At 66.9% G+C, this 24,037-nt stretch carries 22 protein-coding genes and 3 tRNA genes; 15 read left to right on the top strand and 10 right to left on the bottom strand.

Annotated elements, in window-relative coordinates:
• Window positions 1-2: 2 nt before the first annotated feature.
• Window positions 3-593 carry a hypothetical protein gene (locus VD964_RS10990; RefSeq protein WP_324868495.1) on the bottom strand — a complete coding sequence of 197 codons (591 nt, stop codon included), beginning with the start codon at window positions 591-593 and terminating at the stop codon, window positions 3-5.
• 294 nt (window positions 594-887) lie between these two features.
• On the opposite strand from VD964_RS10990, the gene mepA reads away from it, so the two are divergent.
• The 6 genes from mepA to VD964_RS11020 all read left to right on the top strand — a co-directional run bounded on the left by mepA (window position 888) and on the right by VD964_RS11020 (window position 5,660).
• The gene (gene mepA, locus VD964_RS10995; RefSeq protein WP_324868497.1) at window positions 888-1,871 is read left to right on the top strand and encodes a penicillin-insensitive murein endopeptidase; all 984 of its coding nucleotides are present in this window, start codon (window positions 888-890) and stop codon (window positions 1,869-1,871) included.
• A 208-nt stretch (window positions 1,872-2,079) separates the two neighbouring features.
• Window positions 2,080-3,027 carry a methyltransferase domain-containing protein gene (locus VD964_RS11000; protein ID WP_324868499.1) on the top strand — a complete coding sequence of 316 codons (948 nt, stop codon included), beginning with the start codon at window positions 2,080-2,082 and terminating at the stop codon, window positions 3,025-3,027.
• Window positions 3,028-3,293: 266 nt separating this feature from the next.
• A tRNA-Leu gene (locus tag VD964_RS11005) sits at window positions 3,294-3,380 on the top strand.
• A 38-nt stretch (window positions 3,381-3,418) separates the two neighbouring features.
• Window positions 3,419-3,494 (top strand) — tRNA-Ala (locus VD964_RS11010).
• Window positions 3,495-3,703: 209 nt separating this feature from the next.
• On the top strand, window positions 3,704-4,075 hold the full coding sequence (locus tag VD964_RS11015; protein ID WP_324868501.1) for a hypothetical protein: 372 nt from the start codon (window positions 3,704-3,706) through the stop codon (window positions 4,073-4,075).
• A gap of 394 nt (window positions 4,076-4,469) precedes the next feature.
• Window positions 4,470-5,660, top strand: coding sequence for a glutathionylspermidine synthase family protein (locus VD964_RS11020; protein ID WP_324868502.1), 1,191 nt, complete (start codon window positions 4,470-4,472; stop codon window positions 5,658-5,660).
• A 21-nt stretch (window positions 5,661-5,681) separates the two neighbouring features.
• Here VD964_RS11020 and VD964_RS11025 read toward each other — a convergent pair whose 3' ends face one another.
• Both VD964_RS11025 and phaR read right to left on the bottom strand, forming a co-directional pair.
• On the bottom strand, window positions 5,682-5,900 hold the full coding sequence (locus VD964_RS11025; protein ID WP_324868504.1) for a hypothetical protein: 219 nt from the start codon (window positions 5,898-5,900) through the stop codon (window positions 5,682-5,684).
• Between the two features lie 247 nt (window positions 5,901-6,147).
• The gene (phaR, locus tag VD964_RS11030; RefSeq protein WP_324868506.1) at window positions 6,148-6,786 is read right to left on the bottom strand and encodes a polyhydroxyalkanoate synthesis repressor PhaR; all 639 of its coding nucleotides are present in this window, start codon (window positions 6,784-6,786) and stop codon (window positions 6,148-6,150) included.
• A gap of 637 nt (window positions 6,787-7,423) precedes the next feature.
• Between phaR and VD964_RS11035 the strand changes: the two genes are divergently transcribed.
• From VD964_RS11035 to VD964_RS11055, 5 genes are all read left to right on the top strand, one after another.
• Window positions 7,424-8,650, top strand: a complete 1,227-nt coding sequence (locus VD964_RS11035) for an alpha/beta fold hydrolase (RefSeq protein WP_324868509.1) — start codon at window positions 7,424-7,426, stop codon at window positions 8,648-8,650.
• A 113-nt stretch (window positions 8,651-8,763) separates the two neighbouring features.
• Entirely contained in the window at window positions 8,764-9,939 is a 1,176-nt protein-coding gene (locus VD964_RS11040) for an acetyl-CoA C-acetyltransferase (RefSeq protein WP_324868511.1), read from the top strand.
• Window positions 9,940-10,087: 148 nt separating this feature from the next.
• The gene (phbB, locus tag VD964_RS11045) at window positions 10,088-10,810 is read left to right on the top strand and encodes an acetoacetyl-CoA reductase (protein ID WP_063635164.1); all 723 of its coding nucleotides are present in this window, start codon (window positions 10,088-10,090) and stop codon (window positions 10,808-10,810) included.
• A 149-nt stretch (window positions 10,811-10,959) separates the two neighbouring features.
• Window positions 10,960-11,142, top strand: a complete 183-nt coding sequence (locus VD964_RS11050; protein WP_324868514.1) for a hypothetical protein — start codon at window positions 10,960-10,962, stop codon at window positions 11,140-11,142.
• 116 nt (window positions 11,143-11,258) lie between these two features.
• On the top strand, window positions 11,259-12,770 hold the full coding sequence (locus VD964_RS11055; RefSeq protein ID WP_324868516.1) for a UbiD family decarboxylase: 1,512 nt from the start codon (window positions 11,259-11,261) through the stop codon (window positions 12,768-12,770).
• A 41-nt stretch (window positions 12,771-12,811) separates the two neighbouring features.
• Here the strand turns inward: VD964_RS11055 and VD964_RS11060 are convergent, their stop codons facing one another.
• The 5 genes from VD964_RS11060 to VD964_RS11080 form a co-directional block, all read right to left on the bottom strand.
• Window positions 12,812-13,195, bottom strand: a complete 384-nt coding sequence (locus VD964_RS11060) for a DUF971 domain-containing protein (protein ID WP_324868519.1) — start codon at window positions 13,193-13,195, stop codon at window positions 12,812-12,814.
• Complete coding sequence (locus VD964_RS11065) at window positions 13,192-13,422, bottom strand: Trm112 family protein (protein ID WP_014248577.1); 231 nt, start codon at window positions 13,420-13,422, stop codon at window positions 13,192-13,194. The genes VD964_RS11060 and VD964_RS11065 overlap by 4 nt, the downstream gene beginning before the upstream one ends.
• A gap of 30 nt (window positions 13,423-13,452) precedes the next feature.
• Complete coding sequence (locus VD964_RS11070) at window positions 13,453-14,133, bottom strand: LON peptidase substrate-binding domain-containing protein (RefSeq protein ID WP_324868521.1); 681 nt, start codon at window positions 14,131-14,133, stop codon at window positions 13,453-13,455.
• 57 nt (window positions 14,134-14,190) lie between these two features.
• A complete protein-coding gene (locus tag VD964_RS11075; protein WP_324868523.1) occupies window positions 14,191-15,153 on the bottom strand; it encodes a co-chaperone YbbN in 963 nt (320 codons plus the stop codon).
• 180 nt (window positions 15,154-15,333) lie between these two features.
• Window positions 15,334-15,894 carry a prolyl-tRNA synthetase associated domain-containing protein gene (locus VD964_RS11080; RefSeq protein ID WP_324868525.1) on the bottom strand — a complete coding sequence of 187 codons (561 nt, stop codon included), beginning with the start codon at window positions 15,892-15,894 and terminating at the stop codon, window positions 15,334-15,336.
• Window positions 15,895-16,038: 144 nt separating this feature from the next.
• Between VD964_RS11080 and VD964_RS11085 the strand changes: the two genes are divergently transcribed.
• The 4 genes from VD964_RS11085 (at window position 16,039) to VD964_RS11100 (ending at window position 20,888) form a co-directional block, all read left to right on the top strand.
• Window positions 16,039-16,113 (top strand) — tRNA-Gly (locus VD964_RS11085).
• Window positions 16,114-16,841: 728 nt separating this feature from the next.
• Window positions 16,842-17,510: an RraA family protein gene (locus VD964_RS11090; protein ID WP_310112313.1), complete on the top strand. Its 669-nt coding sequence runs from the start codon at window positions 16,842-16,844 to the stop codon at window positions 17,508-17,510.
• A gap of 72 nt (window positions 17,511-17,582) precedes the next feature.
• Window positions 17,583-18,527 (top strand): AEC family transporter, encoded by a 945-nt coding sequence (locus VD964_RS11095; protein WP_324868528.1) that lies wholly within the window; start codon window positions 17,583-17,585, stop codon window positions 18,525-18,527.
• 663 nt (window positions 18,528-19,190) lie between these two features.
• Complete coding sequence (locus VD964_RS11100) at window positions 19,191-20,888, top strand: methyl-accepting chemotaxis protein (RefSeq protein ID WP_324868530.1); 1,698 nt, start codon at window positions 19,191-19,193, stop codon at window positions 20,886-20,888.
• A gap of 141 nt (window positions 20,889-21,029) precedes the next feature.
• On the opposite strand, the gene VD964_RS11105 is transcribed toward VD964_RS11100, so the two are convergent.
• Both VD964_RS11105 and VD964_RS11110 read right to left on the bottom strand, forming a co-directional pair.
• Window positions 21,030-21,692 carry a hypothetical protein gene (locus VD964_RS11105; RefSeq protein ID WP_324868532.1) on the bottom strand — a complete coding sequence of 221 codons (663 nt, stop codon included), beginning with the start codon at window positions 21,690-21,692 and terminating at the stop codon, window positions 21,030-21,032.
• 160 nt (window positions 21,693-21,852) lie between these two features.
• Window positions 21,853-23,862: a HAMP domain-containing methyl-accepting chemotaxis protein gene (locus VD964_RS11110; RefSeq protein WP_324868534.1), complete on the bottom strand. Its 2,010-nt coding sequence runs from the start codon at window positions 23,860-23,862 to the stop codon at window positions 21,853-21,855.
• Window positions 23,863-24,037 lie beyond the last annotated feature (175 nt).

Below are 24,037 nucleotides of genomic sequence, written 5' to 3' on the forward strand. Positions count from 1 at the left end.
CGTCAGGCAGCCGACAAGTATTTGAACACCGTGCGCCGGCTGTCATAAGCCGTGCCCTTGTCCACGACGAGATCGAGGCCGCCGCCCTGGAACCGCCTGTCCGCGCCGATGAAGGCGGAAACCAGGAATTTCTTGGGCACCGTCAGGTTGAATTGCGCGATGCCGTGCTTGGACGCCGGGTACTGGTCGGCTGGCCCCATCGCCTGGTCATGGCCGATCACCGGGACGATCTTGGCCAAGCGACGTTCTCCCGTCGCGGGGATGTCGCCCGCGATCTTCTGCGCAAGGCCGTTCACCCCGGCAGCCCCGAACTTCTGTTCCAGCGAGCCTTGTACCGTCGGCCGAGCCGCCTCGACCGCGGGATCGTTGCTGGGCAAGCCGTATTTGCCGCCGGACAGGTGGGTGTAGCCAAGAAACTGGAACTCACCGGCAGACAGGGGCTCCTTCAGCAGCAACAAGTAATAGCCACGGCTGAGTCGTCCCCGATGGAAGCCGATCAGATCCTCCAAATGAATAGGATCGCGGTTGATAATATCGATCAATCTGGTCAAGCAGCCGCGAACGCTGACGGTCTCGCCAATACGAAAGCTCATTGTTGGTGGCATTTTATCAAATTCCTTGTTTGCGACAATCTGACGTTTCCATTGCTAATAACGGACTGTCAATATTCGCTGCGGCTAGGCCGCTCGGCCAGGGGGAGTGCTCCGGCAAGACAAGGGACGCCAAGGTCGGAATCATCGGACGCACTCCGGATGGACCGGCACTGCGCCTGACCGTTCGGTTGTGCGGCCCCGATGTGTCCTCCATCATTCCTTAACCACGACTCCGCTATAGCCGTAACAGTGGCGGTGCCGGCGGCGGTGCTGGCGGCGATGCGGGGAACGGATATGGGATTTCGCGCTTTCGGGGGGCGTGCCTTCAGGGTTGTCGCGTGCGTCGGGCTGGCCTTCGCCTTGCTGGTGTCGGCCCTGCTGGCGTCGGGTGGGGCCGATGCCAAGCAGCGGAAGAAGAAGCCGGCGCCGGTCCCGGCCTATGCCACCAGCGTCGCCTGGGGGGCGGTGTCCGGCCCGTCGCTGGGGGCTGCGCAGTCCATCGGCGGCTATGCCGCGGGATGTGTCGCCGGCGCCCGCGCCCTGCCGCCGGAAGGGGTCGGCTATCAGGTCATCCGCCTGTCGCGCCAGCGCAACTTCGGCCACCCGGTTTTGGTCGACATGCTCCGTGATTTCGGCCAGCGGGTGGCGCTCGCCGGGTTGGGCACCGCGCTGATCGGCGACATGGGGCAGGCGCGCGGCGGTCCGATGCCGTCGGGCCATGCCAGCCACCAGATCGGGCTGGACGCCGATGTCTGGCTGCGGCTTGACCTGCCGCCGATGGGGCGCGCCGGTCGCGAGCGTCTGGAGGAGATCAAGTATGTCGATTACGACCGGATGCGCGTGACCGAGGACTGGTCGGATCGGCAGGCGAAGATGGTGCAGATCGCCGCCAGTGACGCGCGGGTGTCCCGCATCTTCGTCAGCCCGGCGATCAAGCTGGCGATGTGCCAGCGCAGCTGGTCCGACCGTGGTTTCCTGAACAAGCTGCGGCCCTGGCACGGCCATGACGGCCACATGCACATCCGCCTGAGCTGTCCGGCCGGCAGCCCGCTGTGCGAGCAGCAGACGGCCCAGCCCGACGGCGACGGCTGCGACGACGAGCTGATGTCCTGGCTGAACAGCGCCTCCCCCGCCATCGAGCGTCCGCCGGGCTACAAGCCGGAACCGCGGGTGGTCCGCAAGATGCCCGCCGCCTGTGCCCCGGTCCTGAACGCAGCGGGTACGCGCATGGCCTCCCTGCCGGAATCGACCCCGGCACCGGCCAAGGCGGCGCGCTGACGCCACGCCCCAAGGGCGGCGTTACAGCAGGGAAATTTTTCCACTTGCATGCAATTAGCGTCAGTCTAACCTGAGGCTGGAAGAATTCTTGCGAGTGGTGTGTTTCAATGTCACGGAACAACCGCAAGGATGATGCGCCGCGCGGCGCCGAACGGGGGATGCCGGCGGCGCCGGAGGCGTCGATCGGCCGATGGGGTGGACGACGGCGATGACGGACAAGGACGAAGCGTCCGGGCACGGACCGAGCCTTAAGACGCGGCTTTACGCCTGGTGGGAAGGCTACGACCTGTCCGGCCTGAAGACCAGGAAGGGCGACGAATCGCAGCAGGCTTCGGCGGAGCCGCAGCCGTCGAATCCCGGTCCCGGTCCCGGCATGAACCGCTGGGGCAAGCCGCTGTGGTCCGCCACCCGCATCGAAGTGGCGGAGAAGATGTGGGGCGAGGGCTTCAACACGCCCGGCGGCGCCGATCACATCCCCTATCTGGTCAAGCCGCTTGGCCTGAACCCGGCGATGAGCGTGCTCGACCTCGCCGCGGGGCTGGGCGGCACCAGCCGTACCATGGCCGGCAAATACGGCTGCTGGGTCACCGGGCTGGAGGCGTCGGACCTTCTGGCGAAGGAAGGGATGGTCCGTTCCTTCAAGCTGGGGCTGGAGAAGAAGGCGCCGATCGAGACCTTCAATCCCGAGCATTTCGGCTATCCCAAGCGCGTCGACGCCATCGTCTACAAGGAAGGCCTGTTCTTCGTCCGCGACAAGGAGCAGATGTTCGACGGGATGGAACTGGCGTTGAAGCCGCGCGGCCATCTGCTGATCACCGACTATATCGCCGAGGAAGAGGTGATGGGTGCCAAGGCGGTGCAGACCTGGTGCGACAAGGAACCGCTGACGCCGAACCTGTGGCCCAAGGACCGCATGGCCAACGCCTTCGCCCAGCGCAACCTCGACCTCCGCATCGCCGAGGACATCACCGATACCCACCGCGGCCTGATCCTGTCCGCCATCCAGGGGCTGGTCGACCATCTGGAGAGATTCCAACTCGACACCCCCACCAAGCTGGCGGTAATGGAGGAGGTCGAGCTCTGGGCCCGCCGCGTCGCCGCCATCGAGGCCGGCGTGCGGGTTTATCGCTTCTACGCGATCAAGCCGGCGGAGTAGGGGTTCCGGGGGAGTTAGACCCCCACCTAACCTCCCCCGCTCTCAGCGGACCTACGGTCCGCCTGCCGCGTCAGCACAAAGCACAGCTTTGTGCGAGAGCTGGGCGGGGAAGGGTTAGGGTGGGGCGTCGTCAGCCTATACCCTAGCTTTACGCACCCCACCCCCAGCCCCCCGAAAAAACTTTTGCGCGATTGCATTTTTCCTCTTGAGCGCGGCGGTCGGTCTGGGTACATAGAGCGCCCCGCGTGACCCCAAGAAACGCGGACGCGCTTGTGGCGGAACTGGTAGACGCGCTAGGTTCAGGTCCTAGTGGCTGAAAGGCCGTGGGGGTTCGACTCCCTCCAAGCGCACCAACACCCAAAGTGTTGGTCAAGTGGAAGAAAAGTATAGTGGGGCCATAGCTCAGCTGGGAGAGCGCTACAATGGCATTGTAGAGGTCAGGAGTTCGATCCTCCTTGGCTCCACCATTTCTTCCCGCCATCGGGGCGGACTGTTCCCGACACCTCCAGATATTTATCGGTACACCGAGTGTGGCTTTCCAGCATCACGGAACCGCAGTCAGGGTGTTACCACCTTGGGGCGCATGGCCGAACGGGTGCCGCGCACGGATAATCTCGCCTGCCGATCCACCGGCATCCGATCCGCACGCCATTCCGTTTTTTCCGGAGCGCCCGCCATGTCCACACGGATGGAACACGGGTTGAGGACGCTTGTCCTCGCCCTTTACGATGAAGCTGCATTGACGGCGGCTGCCAAGGGCCTGACTGGGCTTTTGGCCGAACGGGCGGCCCTGTGCGAGGCGGCGAGCCTCGCCACCGGCCCGGCCCGCCGTGCCGTGTCCGAAGAAGAGGTGCTGCGCGTCGTTCTGGCCGCCCGCCGGCTCCGGCGCCTCGGCAGCAGCGCGCAAGACGACATGCCGGCCCTGGTGCCCGCGCTTGCGGTGGCGGCACCGATCCGGCCGGCGGCGGTGATGAAGCCGCGGCGCGGCCGTCTGGCGCTGTGGGCGATGCGCTCGCTCGCCCACCGTCCCTCGGTGGGTCTGATCTGAGCGCGCTTTTCCGGTCGCCGTTTTGAAGATTCGGCCGTTTTGAAGACCGGGCCGTTTTGAAGACCTGCTTGTGAAGACTGCGGGAATGGACTGCTGCGGCCCTGCGTCGCGGCGGCCCATTCCGTTTCCGCTGCCCGCCCGATCGGGGGGCGCTATCGCGGATGCGCGCTGGCGCGCCGCGGCGGGGCAGGTTACATACGCAAGGCCGTGCTTGCGCCGCAGCGATTGCGTCGCGAGCATCCGCATCTTCCTCGGATTGGCCTCCCCCGGAGTAGAGCGTTGCCCAGTGGACAGTTGACCAGCTTGCCGCCCGTCATCTCATCCATGCGCCGGACCTTCGCCGCCGCGTGCCGTCCGGCTCCCCGGTTCTGATACGCAGGGGATCGGAACAGGCATGCGCAGGACGACGATGAAGCCGCGGGCCGACTGGCGCCCGGGTCTCCGCAAATATCCCTATGGTGTCCGCGCCATGTCGGCCGGGGCCGGCTGGCGGGAGGACACCGTCTATGAGTTCAGCGCCTCGCAGATCGACCTGATCGAAAGCGTCGCGGACGAACTGCACAGCATGATCGCCGTCGCCGTGCGCCATGTGGTGGAGCACAAGCTGTTCGCCGCACTCGGGATCCGCGGCGATCTGGCGCGGATGCTGGAAGCGTCCTGGGCCGATTACTGGGCCGGTGGACGGCGCAACGAGCGGGCCGGCGGGCTCGCCGGGCGGCTGACGCTGGCCTATGACGGGCGCGACAGCATCAAGCTGCTGGGCTGCAATTACGACACCGGCGAGGGGCTGTTCGCCGCCTCCATCATCCAGCGCAACTGGCGCGAGGCGATGGCCCCCGACGCCAACCAGTTCAACGGCCTGCACGAGGCGCTGGTCGAGCGCTGGGAGGAGATGGCGGCGGGGGTGCCCGGCCGTGGGCGCATGCATGCGACCTGCGCCACCCCCGATCCGGTGCGCGAGGGCGAACTGGTCTATCTGGCCGCCACCGCGGCGGAGGCCGGCATCGACAGCCGGCTGCTGCCGCTGCATTCCATCGCCTGGGACGGCCGGCGCTTCCTCGATGACGAGGGGCAGGCGATCTCCTGGCTGGCGAAGCTCTATCCCTGGGACGGACTGGCCGACGACGGGTTCCTGCAGCGGCTGCGCAGCAGCGGCATGAGCGTGCTGTCGCCGCTGTGGTGCTGGCTGTGGTCGAACCACGGCCTGCTGGCGGTGCTGTCGTCCTTGTACCCGCGCCATCCCAATCTGTGCCGCGCGGCACTGGACCCCAGCGGCATCGCCGGGGCGGACATGGTGACGGTGCGGGCCTTCCGCGGGCTGGACGGCGCGCCGACCCGCGTCGTGGATCACGGCGCGGTGGTCGCGGACGATGGGCCGGAGATCGGCGGGGATGTCGCCGCCCATGGGGCCGTATGGCTGGAAACTCCGCCCTGCTTCCGCGAGGAGGATACCCGCGCCGTCCTGCATGCCTGGATCGTCGGCGACAAGTGCCTGGGCATGGGGGTGCGGGAATCGACCGATCCGCGGCTTGGCCTTGGCGGCGGCCCGGATTGGGCGATGGTCCCGCACCTGTTCAGGGGCTGATCGCTCCCTGGGTTCGGCCTGTCAGGGCGCGAAGGGGTTCTTCAGCGCCGGGCCGAAGGTGGCCTTGCGGGCGGCGCGCCAGATGCTCTCGGCCGCCAGATCGTTGCCGCGGTCGGCCATGGCGAGCCCGGCCACGCCCGGCTGGTGGTCGAGCCACTCGCGCAGCATGTCCTCGAAACGGGAAACCTCCCGCGGATCGTCGCTGGCCAAGGTGATCGAGACGGTCAGTTCGGTGGTCATGGTCGGTTCCCTCCTGACGGTTGAACGGGCCGGACCGCGCGGCAGAGCCGCCGGACCGGCACCGTGGACGAGAAGGTGCCTTCTGGAGTTCGGCGATCGGATTCACGCTTCAAATCGAGTTCGATCTTACGCGATCCGATCTATGCACGGCCCCAAGCCTGCGCGCCCGATTCGGCCGGCGCAATGAAAAAGGCGGGGTATGCCCCCGCCTTCCGTGCTGCCAGCCCTCCGGAACCTTGCCGGCCGGTTACTTGACGTCCGTCTTGCCGGGCGGCTTGGCGATGCTGGCGATCTGCTTCTGCAGTTCGTCGATCTGCTTCTGCAACTCGTCGAAGGTGGCGCCGGCCGCCGGAGTGGGAGAAGTCGTGGCGCCCGGCTGTCCGGCCGGACGCTGACCGGCGACGTCGTCCGGGGCGCCGGCGACGCCGAAGGGCGTGAACATCCGCATGGCCCGTTCGAACATCGCCATGTTCTGCTTGCTGACCTCGTCCAGTCGGCCGAACGGGAACATGCCGCCCAGCGTGTTCTGGAAATAGTCGCGCATCTGCTCCTGATTGCGGGAGAACGCCTGCATCGAATATTCCAGATAGCGCGGCACGACCGACTGCATGTTGTCGCCGTAGAAGCCGATCAGCTGGCGCAGGAAGCTGATGGGCAGCAGGTTCTGGCCCTTGCTCTCCTCCTCCACGATGATCTGGGTCAGGACGGAGCGGGTGATGTCCTCCCCCGTCTTGGCGTCATAGACCACGAAGTCCAGCCCGTCCTTCACCATCTGACAGAGATGGTCCAGCGTGACATAGCTGCTGGTGGCGGTGTTGTAGAGCCGCCGGTTGGCGTACTTCTTGATCGTGATCGGAGCGGACTTCTGGTCTTCCTTGTCGGCCATCGCGGACTCTTTCAAGAAGGGACATATTCCAGAACCATCATGTTCCAGAACACGGGGACATTGCGGCGGAAATTGTTCCGTCCTTAGGACTACTCGAAGGGATAGCAATTTGTCCAGCGTTGCGCCGCGGCATACCGCCGCGGTTGCGGTTCGGATTGCCGCACTGACGGAGAAGCGAGACGCACCCGGACAGCCTCCGACGATACCCGAATGGATAGGTGGGGAGCCATGCCGCGCTGGTCAATCCGGCCCCGCCGCCCTTATAATCCGGCCATGGCCGACCCGTCGCAACCAAATCCTCCGCCTGATCCGCCATCCTATGAATCGCTGGCGCGCCGCTACCTGGACCTGTGGCAGGACCAGTGGACGGCGGGTGCCGCCGATCCGGAGACGGCCGACATGATGGCCCGGATGTTTCAGATGATGGGGCAGGGGATGGCGGGCGCGGCACCCTTCGCCTTCGGGCCCGCCGGGTTCGGATTAGGCGGGGGCGGCATGCCCGGCAGCGGTTGGGATCCTCGTCCGGCACCGTTCTCCCACAACGTCTCTCCCCAAAGCGAACGGCCTTTCGATGAGCGAGCGCCCACAGGACAGGAAAGGGGAAAAGGGGAAGCGGGCGGACGGGACGCCGCTTCGCATGGGGCCGCGTCCGCTGGGTCTGCATCTGACGGCGGCGCTCGGCAGCTTGCTCAGCTCCTCGGCCGCATTGCCGCTCTTGAGGAACGGCTCGCTGCCCTGGAATCCGGCCCTGAGGGAACGGGCGGCGGCGCTGAGGGACGAAATGTCGCAGGCCGACCGGCTGCGGGGCAACGCGGGGCCAAGCGCCGACGACCCTCTGAGCCGGGAGGTTGACCGCGAGGTCCGGCGCCGCATCGACGCGGTCCTGACCGGGATCGAGCGTTACCGCCGGCACCCCTACGTCCGCGACCTGCCCGACCCGCCGGTGGTCTGGGCCGAAGGCGGATCGCGCCTGCTTGATTATGGCGAGGAGGCCGGCGGGCGGCCGGTGCTGTTCGTGCCGTCGCTGGTCAACCGGGCCTACATTCTCGATCTATCACGGGACAAGAGCCTGATGCGCTGGCTGGCGGCGCGCGGCTTCCGGCCGCTTCTGCTGGACTGGGGCCGGCCGGGGCCGCTGGAACGTCGCTTCACCCTGACCGACTATATCGCCGGCCGGCTTGAACGTGCGCTGGATGTGGTGGTGGAGGCGGTTGGGCGGCCGGTCCCGGTGGTGGGATACTGCATGGGCGGGCTGCTGGCCGCGGCGCTGGCGCAGCGCCGTCCGCGGTCGCTCGCCGGGCTGGGGCTGATGGCGACGCCCTGGGATTTCCATGCGGAGGATGCGGCCACGGCGCGCCGGGTGGCGGCCTTCATCCAGCCCTGGGGGCCGGCGCTGGAGCGCTGGGGCGAGTTGCCGACGGACGCGCTGCAGGCGCTGTTCGCCCAACTCGACCCGCTGCTGGCGTTGAAGAAATTCGGCAGCTTCGCCCGCATGGCGCCGGAGTCCCGCGCCGCCGCGGCCTTCGTCGCGCTTGAGGACTGGCTGAACGACGGGGTGCCGCTGGTGGCCGGTGTGGCGCGCGATGCGCTGGCCGGCTGGTACGGGCGCAACGACACCGTGGCCGGCGCCTGGATGGTCGCGGGCCTTCCGGTCGACCCGGCCGCCATCCGCGTGCCCACCCTGGCCCTGATCCCGGAGCGCGACCGCATCGTCCCGCCCGCGTCCGCCCTGGCGCTGCCCGCCGCGATCCCCGATGCGCGCATCCTGCGCCCGCCGCTGGGCCATATCGGAATGGTCGTGAGTGCCGGTGCCGAGACCGGAGTGTGGAATCCGCTGGCCGAATGGCTTGCTGCGACAGGTTAGCGCCGCGACCTTCGGCCAGCTTGCACCCGTCACATTGCCCGACTTAAGGTAACAATCACTCCGAGCGTCCCACCAGCGCTATAATAAAACTGTCCTATTTCGAGGAGCGTTCAATGACCGAAGTCGTCATCGCCGGTGCCGCCCGTACGCCCATCGGCAGCTTCAACGGTGCCCTCAGCACCGTTCCCGCCCACGTTCTGGGCGAGGTCGCGATCCGCGAAGCGCTGGCCCGCGCCAAGACCGACGCAGCGGAAGTGGACGAAGTCATCCTGGGCCAGATCCTGACCGCCGGTCAGGGCCAGAACCCGGCCCGCCAGGCCGCCGTCAACGCCGGCATTCCGGTGGAGGCGACCGCCATCGGCATCAATCAGCTCTGCGGTTCCGGCCTGCGCGCAGTCGCGCTGGGCTATCAGGCGATCAGGAACGGCGACGCCGACGTCCTGGTCGTCGGCGGCCAGGAGAGCATGAGCATGGCGCCGCACGTCATGCACCTGCGCAACGGCACCAAGATGGGCTCCGCCGAGCTGCTCGACACCATGCTGCGCGATGGCCTGACCGACGCCTTCCATGGCTATCACATGGGCACCACCGCGGAGAACGTCGCCCAGAAGTGGCAGCTGACCCGCGACGAGCAGGACGCCTTCGCCGCCGCCAGCCAGCAGAAGGCCGAGGCCGCCCAGAAGGCCGGCCGCTTCAAGGACGAGATCGTCCCGGTCACCATCAAGGGCCGCAAGGGCGACGTCGTCGTGTCGGACGACGAGTATCCGAAGCACGGCACCACGCCGGAATCGCTGGCCAAGCTGCGCCCGGCCTTCTCGAAGGACGGCACGGTGACCGCCGGCAACGCCTCGGGCATCAATGACGGCGCTGCCGCCCTGGTTCTGATGTCGGCGGAGAACGCGGCCAAGCGCGGCGTCACCCCGCTGGCCCGCATCGTCTCCTGGGCGACCGCCGGCGTCGATCCGGCGATCATGGGCACCGGTCCGATCCCGGCCTCCCGCAAGGCGCTGGAGAAGGCCGGCTGGACGGTCGACGACCTCGACCTGATCGAGGCGAACGAGGCCTTCGCCGCCCAGGCGCTGTCGGTCAACAAGGACCTCGGCTGGGATACCAGCAAGGTCAACGTCAACGGCGGCGCCATCGCGCTCGGCCACCCGGTCGGCGCTTCCGGCGCCCGCGTACTGACCACGCTGCTGTTTGAAATGCAGAAGCGCGACGCCAAGAAGGGTCTCGCCACCCTGTGCATCGGTGGCGGCATGGGCATCGCCCTCTGCGTCCAGCGCGACTGAGGACCGGACGGGCCGCTTTCCAAAATGGAAGCGGCCCGCTTCGCTTGAAGGCTTGGGGCATCCGCCGGACCTGCGGAGGGAGTCTCATGCCCAAAAACAAAAAATCAAAGAAACCAACCAACCATCACTAAATCTGGGGAGAAGAACTATGGCTCGTGTTGCAGTCGTCACTGGTGGCACCCGCGGCATCGGCGAGGCGGTTGCCGTCGCCCTGAAGAATGCCGGTTACAAGGTCGCCGCCAACTATGCCGGCAACGATCAGGCGGCCGAGGAGTTCACCGCCCGCACCGGTATCCCGACCTACAAGTTCGACGTCGCGGATTTCGACGCCTGCAAGAAGGGGATCGCCGCGATCGAGTCCGATCTCGGCCCGGTCGACGTGCTCATCAACAATGCCGGCATCACCCGTGACGGCGTGATGCACCGCATGACCTACGATCAGTGGGAGAAGGTGATCCACACCAACCTGTCCTCCTGCTTCAACATGTGCCGCAATGTGATCGACGGCATGCGCGAGCGTGGTTTCGGCCGTATCGTCAACATCGGCTCGGTCAACGGCCAGGCCGGCCAGTACGGCCAGGTCAACTATGCCGCGGCGAAGTCCGGCATCCACGGCTTCACCAAGGCGCTGGCGCAGGAGAGCGCGGCCAAGGGCATCACCGTCAACGCCATCGCCCCTGGCTACATCGACACCGACATGGTGCGCGCGGTGCCGGCCAACGTGCTGGAGAAGATCGTCGCGCGCATCCCGGTCGGCCGTCTGGGCCGCGCGTCGGAGATCGCCAAGGCCGTGCTGTACCTCGTCGACGACGACAACGGCTTCATGACCGGCTCGACCCTGTCGGTCAACGGCGGCCAGCACATGTACTGATCCTAGGCCGGGTCTCGCACCCCGGTTCATGAGCTGTGACGAAGCCCCTTTCCCGCTTCCGGCCGGACCTTTGGTCCGCCGGGGGTGGGGGAGGGGTTTTGTTTTTGGAGCGGGGGGAAGCGTCCTGTACGTTTGAGATGGAGGTGGTCATGACGGCTGACACATCGAAGTTACCGGCCGAGGACATGGACGAGCATTCGGAAAGCACGATCGACCTGCTTCGGCGGCTGATTGATCAGCGATTATCCGCGCCGTTCATTGACGCCGAAGAGTTCAGTGCACTGTTGGACGCCAGGCAAAGCCGACATCGTAAGAATGGCTCGGCGAGCTAGGCGCCGACACCGGTCTTTCTCAGCATATCTGACCCCGCCGCACTTGACGGACCGGCCGCCGAGTTGAAGGTTATCGTCCGTTTCGGACGCACCACCCACACACTGGACACCCTGCGATGCCCTACACCTCGTTGCGTGACTTCATCGACCGGCTGGAGAAGGCGGGGCGGCTGGTGGTGGTGAAGGAACCGGTGTCCACCGTGCTGGAGATGACCGAGATCCAGACCCGCCTGCTGGCCGAGAATGGTCCGGCGGTGCTGTTCGAGAATGTCGTCAAGGCCGACGGCACACGGTCGGAGATGCCGGTGCTGGTCAACCTGTTCGGCACGGTCGAGCGGGTCGCCTGGGGCATGGACCGCGAACCGCACCAGCTGCGCGCCGTCGGCGAGACGCTGGCCTTCCTCAAGCAGCCGGAACCGCCGGGCGGCTTCCGCGAGGCGCTGGAGTTGATTCCGCTCGCCAAGACCGTGCTGTCGATGAAGCCGAAGACCGTCGGTTCGGCGCCCTGCCAGGAGGTGGTGCTGACCGGCGACGACATCGACCTCGGCCGCCTGCCGGTGCAGGGCTGCTGGCCGGGCGAGCCGGCGCCGCTGATCACCTGGCCGCTGGTGGTGACCAAGGGGCCGACGGGGAAGCGCGAGGACGACTTCAACCTCGGCATCTACCGCATGCAGGTGCTGGGCAAGAACAAGACCATCATGCGCTGGCTGAAGCACCGCGGCGGCGCCCAGCACCATCACCGCTGGGCCGCGAGTGGGAAGCGCGAGCCGCTGCCCTGCGCCGTCGTGCTGGGGGCCGATCCCGGCACCATCCTGGCCGCGGTGACCCCGGTGCCCGACACCCTGTCGGAATACCAGTTCGCCGGCCTGCTGCGCGGCAAGAAGGTGGAGCTGGTGGAGTGCAAGACGGTGCCGCTGAAGGTGCCGGCCCAGGCGGAGATCGTGCTGGAAGGCCATGTCAGCCTGGACGAATACGCCGACGAGGGGCCCTACGGCGACCACACCGGCTATTACAACTCGGTCGAACCCTTCCCGGTTTTCACCGTCACCGCCATGACGATGCGGCGCAAGCCGATCTATCTGTCCACCTTCACCGGCCGTCCGCCCGACGAGCCGTCGGTGCTGGGCGAGGCGCTGAACGAAGTGTTCATCCCGCTGCTGATCCAGCAATTTCCCGAGATCGTCGATTTCTGGCTGCCGCCGGAAGGATGCTCCTACCGCATCGCGGTGGTCAGCATGAAGAAGGCCTATCCCGGCCATGCCAAGCGCGTGATGATGGGCGTCTGGTCCTTCCTGCGCCAGTTCATGTACACGAAGTGGGTGATCGTCGTGGACGACGACATCGACGCGCGGAACTGGAAGGACGTGATGTGGGCGATGTCCACCCGCATGGACCCGGCCCGCGACATCACGGTGATCGAGGGCACGCCGATCGATTATCTCGACTTCGCCAGCCCGGAATCGGGCCTGGGCGGCAAGGTCGGCCTGGACGCCACCAACAAATGGCCGCCGGAGACCAAGCGCGAATGGGGTGAGAAGCTCCACATGACCGAGGAGGTCGTGGAGAAGGTCAGCCGGAAATGGGACCTCTACGGCCTGCCGGGCAGCGGGAAACCGATCTGGAAGTGATGTGAGGTTCCCTCTCCCAGGGCGGGAGAGGGAACCTCACCCTACCGCCGAGGGTCGCGGCTCAGGCCCTTGGCCTGCAGTTCCTCCAGATACTCGGCCCACAGGGTCTCCTGTTCGGAGCCGATCTCGTAGAGGTATTTCCAGGTGTAGATGCCGCTGTCGTGCAGGTCGTCGAAGACGATGCGGACGGCATAGTTGCCGACCGGCTCGACCCGCATGATGCCGACATGACGGCGGCCGGCGACGGTCTGCTTCTGGCTGGGGTTGTGGCCCTGCACCTCGGCCGATGGGCTGACCACGCGCAGGAACTCCGCCGGGTAGGAGAAGGTCCGGCCATCGTCGAAATCGACCTCCAGCCGCTTCTCCTCCTTCTTCAGGCGGATCTCGGTCGGCCAGTGGACCGTCCCAAACCCTTCCTCGTTCATCGCGACGCCCCCGCCTTGTCCAGGCTGCGGGCCTCGTCGATCAGCATGATCGGGATGCCGTCGCGAATCGGGTAGGCCAGCCCGGCGCGCTCGCTGACCAGTTCGCCGCGTTCGGCGTCGTAGCGCAGGGGGCCCTTGGTCAGCGGACAGACCAGGATTTCCAGCAGCTTCGGGTCGACCCGCGCGCTGGTTTTCGATTCGCTGCTCTTGTCCTCGGGCGTCGCCATGTCGTGTCTCACAGTGTTCAAGGATAAGGATCAATGCTTGGGCGGCGGACCGTCCCCGTCATGGCTGTCGAGAATGGCCATCTCGACCAGCCCGATCAAGAGCTTCCCACGCTCCGCCAGGGTCGGGGCCTCCAGCAGCGCCTGTTTCTCGCCCGGCGTGAATGGGCAGATCATGGCGAGCGAGTTGACCAGCCGTTCGTCCAGCGTCGATTCGATGGACTTCCAGTCGACAGAAAGGCCCTGGACGCGGAAATAGCTCTTCAGCGCGCCGAGCAGCCGGTTGCGGTCGATGTCGCCGCAGGCCTCATGCTCCAGGTCGGTACGGAAGGGGCGCCAGTCGGGAACGATCCGGCGGTAGCCGCGCGCTCCCTCCACCTCCCGCCCGACTTCGAAACGGGCAACGCCGGTCAGGGTGATGAGAAAGCGGCCGTCGTCGGTCTCGGCGAAGCTGGTGATGCGGCCGGCGCAGCCGCAGTCATAGACCGCCGGCTCGCGCTCCCGCCCGGTGGGGTCGAGCGGCTGGACCATGCCGATCATGCGGCCGCTGCCCAGCGCGTCCTCGACCATGGCGAGGTAGCGCGGCTCGAAGATGTTCAGCGGCAGCCTTGCCCGCGGCAGCAGCAGGACGCCGGCCAACGGGAAGATGGGCAGCATCCCCGGCAACTGGCTGAAATCCGGGTCGAAGGAGTTTCTGGTTGGGTTCCTGGTCATGCCAATCAGATAGAACCCCTTCGCCGGTGGAACAGCCGTCCTGCGTCGGGAAAAGCGTCAGCTGAACATCATGGTCGACAGGCGGCGGCGGGTCTTCACCGTCAGCGGGTCGGTCTGGCCGAACGCCTCGAAGAACTTCACAAGCTGCTTGCGGGCGCCGTCCTCGTTCCAGGTCCGGTCGCGCTTGAAGATCTCCAACAGCTCGTCCACCGCGGCTTCGCGCTTGCCGGCGGCGAACAGCGCCATGGCGAGGTCGAAGCGCGAGGCGTGGTCGTTCGGATCGTGGGCGACCTTCTCCATCAGCTCGGGGATCGGACCGGCGTTGGCGGCCTGCTCGGCCACGTCGAGGGCGGCGCGGACGTTGTCCAGCTCCTTGTCCTTGGCGATGGCTTCCGGCGCCTGGGCCAGCATCTGCTTGGCATTCTCCAGGTCGCCGGCGGCGATCAGGCAGCGGATGATGCCGGCATAGGCCTGGGCGTTCTCCGGCTCCGCCTGCATGATCTGGCTGTAGAGGTCGAGCGCGCCCTGCAGGTCGCCGCCCTCCATCAGCTCTTTGGCCTGGGCGAAGGCCTCCTCCAGCAGGTCACCGGCCCCGCCGCCGGCGCCGGCCTGCTTGGCCAGCGCCACCAGCTTGTCGACGAAGGCCTTCACCTGCGATTCGGGCAGGGCGCCCATGAAGCCGTCGACCGGGCGGCCCTGGAAGAAGGCGTAGACCGCCGGAATCGACTGAACACGCAGCTGCGAGGCGATCATCGGGTTGGCGTCGGTGTCGATCTTCACCAGGCGTACCGCACCCTTGGCGGCGCGAACCACCTTCTCGATGATCGGGCCCAGCTGCTTGCAGGGGCCGCACCAGGGCGCCCAGAAATCGACGATCACCGGAACGTCGCGCGAGGCTTCGATCACGTCGGCCATGAAGGCGCGGTCGCTGCTGTCCTTGACGACGTCGGCGGCACTGGGGGCGGCACCGGCGGCGGGAGCGGCGGGCTTGGACCCGTTGGCGGGGGGCATGGAGAACATGGCGTGTTTCGGTCCCGTTGGTGATGCCTGGCCCAGTAGGTCATCCCGGTGGGCCATGGAGTTGCCGGCCCGGCCGTCGCCGGTCCGGATCCTGATCGTTGCCGACATATGTGAGCGCGCAAGGCGGCTCAAGCAAGCATTGCGTGGGCAGGCATTGCGTGGAACCGCCGCCGGAGCCGGTCAATCCCCGGTGCGGCCGAAATCGACGATCGCCGGCTCGTGCCCGCAGGCACGGATGAAGCGCAGCAGGTCGTCGCGCCGGATCGCCGTGGTGCGGTCGTTCAGCAGCGGATGATAGTTCAGCAGGTCATGCTCCATCATCGCCTGTTGCAGGACGACGCGCACCTTGTGCCCGGTGTCGTTGACCAGGGCGAAGGGCGTGACCGACCCCGGCCGGATGCCGAGGACGCGCCACAGCCGGTCGGCCGAGGCGAAGGACAGCCGCGCCGACCCGATCGCCTTGTCCAGCCGATTCAGGTCGATTTGCGCATCCTCCAGCGCCACCACCAGCCAATGCTGATCCTTCTTGTCCTTCAGGAACAGGTTCTTGCAATGGCCGCCGGGCAGTGCGCCGCGCAGGGCCTTGCTCTCTTCCACCGTGTGCAGCGGCGGGTGGCGGTGCGTGGTCGCCTGGATGCCCAGCGCGTCGAGCCGCGCCAGCAGTTGGTCCGGCGAGGTCGGCAGCGGCGCGTCCCCATCTGGAAGGGAGGCGTCCGGAAGGGAGGTCGGTGCTGTGTCCATGACACCCTTGTACCGGTCCCGCAAAAAATCGTCCAGCCGGTCAGAAAAACTGAAACAACGCGCTTGCAATGCGTCGGCCGATGAGTATAGTCCGCCGCACACCGCCGGACGGCACCGACAAGCTGCTGAACGACGGTACGGAGCGCGGGCGTAGCTCAGGGGTAGAGCACAACCTTGCCAAGGTTGGGGTCGAGGGTTCGAATCCCTTCGCCCGCTCCAGTTTTTTCCAGCCTTCCCGCTGGAGCATGCGATCTCAAAAGGCCGGACCTTCGGGTGCCGGCCTTTCGCTTTTTGGCGCTCTCATTTGCCGGCCTGTCATCTTCGGGCGATCCGCCCCGGCCCACCGGCCCACCGGCCCCCGCGTCACGGTTCCTCCGCCTTTTCCTCCGCCTTGTGCGCCCGGCGGCGCCGGTCCGCGTTTGCGGGTTGAATGGCCTATCCAGAGATTGTGCCAAGACGAGCGGTCGGCATCATACAATTGTAGGCGAGTTCCCCAGCTTACACGAGGGTGCGTTTTTCCGATTCTGCTCAATCCCCATTGCCTGCCACGACAGTTGTGAATCGCAGGAGCTTGGCTGGTGACTGTCTTGTAATTTCACGTCCAGAGCGTGTGGTGCTTTGTTATAACCAGCATCAAGAGATGAAATTTCCTATGACGTATTTACAGATTGTAAACCTCCTTGCGTATGACGGCCTATGCGGGTACACTTCAAAATCTAAATAAATGGCGTCTAAAGCTCCGGGGGTTGTGCCGCTCGCAGATGATCCGCGGAAAAGCGCGTCGAAGTCCCGAAGCCTTCCCGCATAAGGACGCCTGGATCGCTTGGCCCGTCCGCCATATCGGGTCGGCCGGTCTCGGGATCGACCGACGCAGGAACCGTCACCGCCCCACGCCCCCTCCGAACCCGATCCAGACACGAAGACCAATCCGAAGAAAGGACCCTGCCATGGCCATGCAACGCTACCTCGTCGACTACCGCCGGCTGTCCACCGACGCCCTCGCCAAATGGTCGTCGGTGCCCAGCAGCGTCGCCTCCGATGCGCTGAACCGCTGCCAGAGCATGGATTCGCGGATCAAGCCGATGGTGCCGGGCATGCGCATCTGCGGTCAGGCCCGCACCGTCGTCACCATGCCCGGCGACAACAGCATGGTTCATCATGCCGTCAGCCTGGCCGAACCGGGCGACGTCGTTGTCGTGGCCGGCGGCGGTCTGGACGACGTGGCGCTGGCCGGCGAATGGGTGGTGCGCTGCTGCAAGCGCCGGGCGCTCGGCGGGCTGGTGGTCGACGGCTCCGTCCGCGACCTGCACGAAATCCGCGGACTCGGCCTGCCGGTATTCGCCAAGGGGGCCGTTGCCCGTGGCCCGCACAAGAATTTCGGCGGCAAGATGGACGTCACCGCGGCCATCGGCGGCGTGCCGGTCAACCCCGGCGACCTGATCCTGGGCGACGAGGACGGCGTGGTGGTCGTGCCGCTGGCTTTCGCCGACGCCGCCCTGACCCAGAGCCTCGCCCTGCTCGAACGCGAGCGCCAGTGGACCGAGCAGATCGAGGCCGGCGCCACCCTGGTGGACGTGCTGGGCGTCCCGCCGCTGGAGATCGTTCCCGCCGAATGAGCGGATCGGTGTAAGGAAAGCCCCCGCATTATCGGCCCGACCGGCCGACCCCGCCCACACGGTGCCGCGTCCATGTCGCTGATTTTCCAGATCGTCCTGCCGATGTTCGGCCTGATCGCCCTTGGCTACTGGGCGGCGCGCTACCGCGGGTTCAGCAATGCGATGGTTCAGGGGCTTTCCCGTTTCCTCGGCATCTATGCGCTGCCGGCGCTGCTGTTCTCCAACATGGCGCGGGCGGACATTCCCGATCCTCTGGAATGGGCGGTGCTGGGGTCCTTCTACATCGCGGCGGTGGCGGTATTCCTGGTGGGCGGGCTGTGGATGCGGATGGCGGGCCGGCGGGAGCAGATCGCACCCATCGGCCTTGCCAGTTCCTTTTCCAACATCGCGCTTCTCGGCTCGCCCATCATCATGGAGGCCTATGGGCCGACGGTGGCGGTGCCGGTGATGCTGCTGATCGTCTTCCAGTCGCCCTTGCTGTTCACCTCCGCCACCATGCTGGCGGAGACCCAGCGGTCGGCGCGCGGCGGCCGGTCCGGGCGTCCGGTGCAGGCGACGCTGGGGGCGGCCAAGGCGACTCTGACCAGCCCGCTGGTGGTGTCGGTCATTCTCGGGCTGACGGCCAACCTGATTCATCTGCCGATTCCGCCCATGGTGATGAAGAGCTTCACCATGATGGCGCAGACGGTGCTTCCTTGCGCCTGCTTCACGCTGGGCGCGTCGCTGGCGCTCAGCCCGGCCTCGGGCGCGGTGCTGCCCGCGACGGTCGTGGCCCTGCTGAAGACCGGGCTGCATCCGCTGCTGACCTGGCTGCTGGCCACCCATGTCTTCGACCTGCCGCCGGTGTGGGTCGCCCCGGCGGTGACCGCCGCGGCCCTGCCCATCGGCATCAACGCCTACGTCTTCGCCGAGCGCTACAACGCCGGGAGGGATGTGGTGTCGATGTCGCTGCTGATCTCCACCCTGCTGTCCCCGGTGTCGATCTCCATCGCCTTCATGGTATCGGCCGCGGGCTGACGCAGGGCCGCTGCGAAGGCGCATTTATTTGGCATATATTTGAAAAGACTGGAAATCGACTGGGGCCACCCGCCGTGCATCCGGCGGGAAGGCGCGCCGGTGCACATGCCGCATGCGGCAGTATGACCGGATTGCTCGCCATTGATGCGCGAGTGAAATCCTGTTAGCCTCTAATTGTATGAATTCCGAAGCAACTTGTCTGCGCAGAGGCTGTCTCTTGTTCTGGAAAAACACGGAAAAGGAGAGTCCGCCGCCAATGCGGCGGTATCCGGCCGGGTCCGATCCGGAAAAGAGAAATCCGGTCTTTTGTGGTGCATATGATAGTATGACCGAGAAGTACATGCGGGGATATGCCGAAAAATCGGCAATCGGTTGTGACAGATCAAAGACTCAGACAAAAGAAGCCTCGTTAATCATTGAAAAAGATTTCCGGGATGAGATGACGCGGTGGCGATCGTGCCGGCGGGACGGCCGCCCCGGATGCGGATTCGGACCCGTAAAGGGATCTCGTTCCAACCACGTATCGCGGAGCGGTGCGGCGATGGCGGAACGCAGGGCGGCGCCGATGGTGCCGCCGGCGTCGTGCGACCGCGGCCCGTTCCTCCGCTCCAAAGCAATGCCGGATGGTTCGCGCCACGGACCGGCGGCCGACGCAGGTGCCCCATGACCCTCCTCAACAACTTCCACATCCCCGTCAAGATGGCCATTCCGGCGACGACGGCGATCATCGGCATGCTGGTGATCGCGTTGCTCGGCTGGTCGGCGATCACCCAGCAGTCGACGCTGCTCGATACCCTGTTCAACCGCTCCTTCACACGCGAGGCGGAGATCCAGGGACTGACCGACACCTTGACGGTGGCCCACGCCGGCATGTACCGAACGGTGATCCTCAGCAGCGCGAACGCCTCGCCCAAGGCGGTGGAAGAGGAGATGAAGGCGCTCAACGCGCAGCTCGACAAGCTGAAGGGACAATCGGAAGCATTGAAGGGCGCCACCGCCGAAACCGACGAGGAAGCGAAGTATTTCGAGCGGTTCGGCAGCGACGCCGCGACCTATCTTGCAAAGGTGGGAAGTTTCCTCGACCTGCTGAAGATGGGCGTCGATCCGCTGGACTTCCTGCAGGAGGTGCAGTCGGCCTACACCCGACTGCAGGCGACCAGCCGCGACTATCTGACCTACAAGCGCAAGGTCTCCACGGACGCCTACACCCTGGTCAACGCGTCGGTCGACAACACGACCCAGGCTTTCATGCTGGTGGCGGGGGGCGCGTTGCTGGTGACGGTCGGCGTTGCCCTGTTCATCGGCATGAACATCGCCCGGCCCATCGTGCGCCTGACCGACGTGATGGAACGGCTGGCCCGCGGCAACCTGGAAGCCGACATTCCCGCCGCGGATCGCGGCGACGAGATCGGCCAGATGGCCCGCACCGTCCAGGTGTTCAAGGAGAACGCCGTCCGGGTGCAGGAACTGTCCCGCGAGCAGGAGGCGATGCGCATCCGCAACGACCAGGAACGGCGTCAGGCGATGTCGGCGCTCGCCAACGACCTGGAGGCGTCGGTCAAGGCGATGATGGGCGAGGTGGTGCGCTCCGCCACGTCGATGCGCAACGAAGCCAATTCGATGCTCGACAACGCCAAGCAGACCAGCCACCACAGCGACAGCGTCGCCCATTCCGTGCAGGAGGCGACCAGCGAGGTCGAGAGCGTGGCTGCCGGCGCCGAGCAGCTCCGCGCCTCGATCGACGAGATCACCCGCTCCATCAGCCAGTCGGCGCAGCTTGCCCGTGGCGCGGTGGACGAGGCCGGCCGCACCGACAGCATCGTCCAGGGGCTGAGCGAGGCCAGCCGCAAGATCGAGGAGGTCGTCGGCCTGATCCAGTCGATCGCCGGCCAGACCAACCTGCTGGCGCTGAACGCGACCATCGAGGCGGCGCGCGCCGGCGAGGCGGGCAAGGGCTTCGCGGTGGTGGCGCAGGAGGTGAAGAGCCTCGCCAACCAGACGGCCAAGGCGACGGAGGAGATCGGCGCGGAAATCGCGGCGGTCCAGGCCGCCACCCATGCTGCGGTCGGCGCCATCCGCGCCATCGTCGGCACCATCCGTCAGGTCGACGAGTCACTCGGCACCGTCGCCGCCGCGGTGGAGGAGCAGGACGCCGCCACCCGCGACATCAGCGCCCGGTCCCAGCGCGCTGCCGTCGACACCATGGCGGTGATGCAGGAAATGCGTCTGGTCCAGCAGGCCGCGGAGACCACCGGCCATTCCGCCGGCTCGGTGCAGAACACCACGGAAGAGCTGTCGCGCAGCTTCAATCGCCTGGACCACGAGATCGAGGCCTTCATCGCCCGCATCACCGCGGCGTGATGGTTGAGACTTGGGGGCGTTAGCCCCCCACCTATCCTCCCCCGCTGGGCGGGGGAGGGACTACCGAAGAACGCCGACAAAGCTCCAATCCCTCCCCCGCTGGGCGGGGGAGGATAGGTGGGGGCAATCGTAAGCCTACGCTTACCCCACCAGCACTCCGCGCCGCGCATCCGCCCATTCGCGCGCGGTCGTCGGGCGACCGTCGGCGTCGATCAGGCCGCGGGTGAACAATTCCTCGGCGTGGCGGATGAAGAAGGCGGCGGTGCTCGGCCGCTCCCAATGCTCCATCCAGTTCTGTTCCAGGAAGGCCAGGATCCCCGGCTGGCCCAGTTCCACCTCCCACAGCACTCCCAGCAGCGAAGTCTGCTGCTCCTCATGCATGCAGTCCTCGAAACACAGGCGCTTGTCGGCGCGGGCCTCCTTGCGGGCGGTGGTCTCCGGGCCGGGGCCCAGGCCGTAATCGATCAGCGTCCGCCGCTCCGGCGCCGCGCACAGCCAATGCGCCACCTCATGCACGATCACCGTCGCCTCGACATCGGTGCGGATCACCTTGCCGTCCCACATGAAGGAGCGGCTGGGCGGCTCGTCCAGCGTGTCGATGCCATGGGCATGGGCCAGCCGCACCGCCTCGGCCCGATGGGCCGGCGTGTCGACGCCACCGCCGGGCTCGTCCTCCGGCCGCACGGGCCAGGTTGCGGCGATCCGGCGGAAGGCGGCCCGCGCTTGGGCATGGCCGTCCAGATGGGCGTCGAAGGCCGCGATGGCCTTCGGCATGTCGTCGATGGCGATGGGGGTCAGGATCATGGCGCCTATGTGCCCAAGGGGGCGCCCAGGCGCAAGGGGAATGTAACCGGGCAAAAGAGCTGGGCCGCCCGGCAGAAGAAGGGCGCCGGCAAGACCCGGTCCGTTCGGGTCGCGCCGACGCCACAAGCGTCACGGCCGCGCTGACGTTCGATACCGTTTCTTACGCAGCCCGCATATCGGTCAGGAAGCGCGACACGAAGCCGCGCAGGTCGGTCGCCTCATGGTTCAATCCGTCGGCGGCGGTCAGCACTTCGCGAGAGGCGTCGCCGGTGAATGCCGCGGCCTCCGACACGCCGGCGATGTTGCCGGACACCTGCTGGGTGCCGCGCGCCGCCTGCTGTACGTTGCGGCTGATTTCCTTGGTGGCTGCACCCTGCTCCTCCACCGCGGCGGCGATGGTGGTGGAGATGTGATTGATCTCGGCGATCACCCGGCCGATCTCGGCGATGGCACCGGCGGCCTGCCGGCTGATCTCCTGGATGCCGGCGATCTGGCTGCCGATCTCCTCCGTCGCCTTTGCGGTCTGGTTGGCGAGGTTCTTGACCTCCGACGCCACCACCGCGAAGCCCTTGCCGGCTTCACCGGCGCGCGCCGCCTCGATGGTGGCGTTCAGCGCCAGAAGATTGGTCTGGTTGGCGATGTCGGTGATCAGCTGCACGACCTCGCCGATGCGCTGGGCGGCGTCGACCAGCCCGCGGACGGTGCCGTCGGTCTTCTCGGCGGTCGCGACCGCCTGGCCGGCGATGCGGGTGCTTTCGGCCACCTGCCGGCCGATCTCGGCGATGGAGGCGGTCAACTCTTCGGTCGCGGATGCCACCGTCTCGACATTGCCGGTCGCTTCATGGGAAGCGCTGGCGACCGCGTCGGCCTGACGGGTGGTCTGCTCGGCGGTGGCGGACATGGTCTGGGCGGTGGCCTGAAGCTGCGTCGCCGCCGCCGACACCCGGCCCAGCGCCGCCAGGACCAGCCGGTCGAACTCCTGGGTCAGCCGGTCGATCCGCTCGCCGCGGCTGCGTCGCGCCTCATGGTCGGCGCGCTGGGCCTCGGCCAGCCGGTCGCTCTCGATCAGGCTGTCCTTGAAGACGTGCAGGGCCCTGGCCATGCCGCCGATCTCGTCGGCGCGCTCCAGGCCGGGGATGTCGACGCTGCGGTCGCCGCCGGCCAGCCGGGTCATGCGGTCGGTGATCGCCACCACCGGGCGCGACAGCCCGCGCCCGATCAGCAGCGCGGTCGCCAGCCCCAGGACCACCGCGACCAGAGAAGCGGCGATCATCACGGTCAGCGCCTTGGTGATGAAGGCGCCGGTCTCTTCGCCCAGCTGCTTCTGATGGTCGACGCTGGCGACGGTCAGCTGCTCGGCCTCGGCAGCGATGGAATCGCCGACGGGAGTCAGCACCTCGGTCACCAGCCGGTCGCGCTCGGTCGTCGCCTTGACCACGGCGTTGAAGCCGGTGGTGTAGACGCGCAGCATCGCGGTATAGGACATCGCCATCTTGCGGCGGTCCAGGTCGGTCAGCTTCGCCATCATCGCACCGCCGCGGCTGGCGGCGTCGGTGAATTGCGAGCGGGTCTGGCTTGCCAGCGCCGGGGAGCCGTCGACGTTGTAGCGCGTGGCCGAGACACGGGCGGACAGCATGTGGCGCAGCGCCATGCCCGCCAGATAGGCGGCGTCGGTGTCGCCGGCGGCGCCGGCGCTGTCCATGATGGTGTCAAGGGCACCCTCCAGCCGGGGTCCGATCTCGTCCAGTTCGGCAATGGCCTTGCTGCGCTGGGCCTGCAGTTCCATCGTCGCGGCGAAGGCCTCCTGATACTGGGCGATCTCCTGCGCCATGTGGTCGACGGTCTGCAGCAGGGCCGGGTCGGCGAACAGGGTGCGGGCCTTGTCGATGGTCTGCGCCGCCTCGCCGGCAAGACGGCGGACGGTGGTGCCGACTTCCGGATCTCCGGTCAGCAGGAAGCGGGTGGATTGCTGGCGCATCTCCAGCATCAGGGCCTGGATGCGCCCGGCCTCGTTGGTCTGCTGGCCGAGCCGCCGGTAGGTCTCCACCGCACCGCCGGCATCGGACAGGGCCACCACGCCGATGCCGCCGATCAGCACCAGGAACACCAGGATGCCGGCGCTGGCCGCCGTGATCTTGGAACCCACGGAAAAGCGATTGAAAAGGCTCATGGTCGAGGCCTCCGTCGGCACAGGGGCGCTGCTCAGCGCTTGGTCAAGGCGACCGGAAAAGGTCAGCCCCTACGACCTGTTTCAGGAAGCATGCCACATGCCCCGGTATGGCCGGGCCGTAGGGGCCGGCAGCGGGAAGAGGCCCGGGTGACGCAGGGGAACGCGATGGGCGGCG

Origin of the sequence: Azospirillum sp., assembly GCF_035628975.1 — a bacterium.
GTDB lineage: Bacteria > Pseudomonadota > Alphaproteobacteria > Azospirillales > Azospirillaceae > Azospirillum.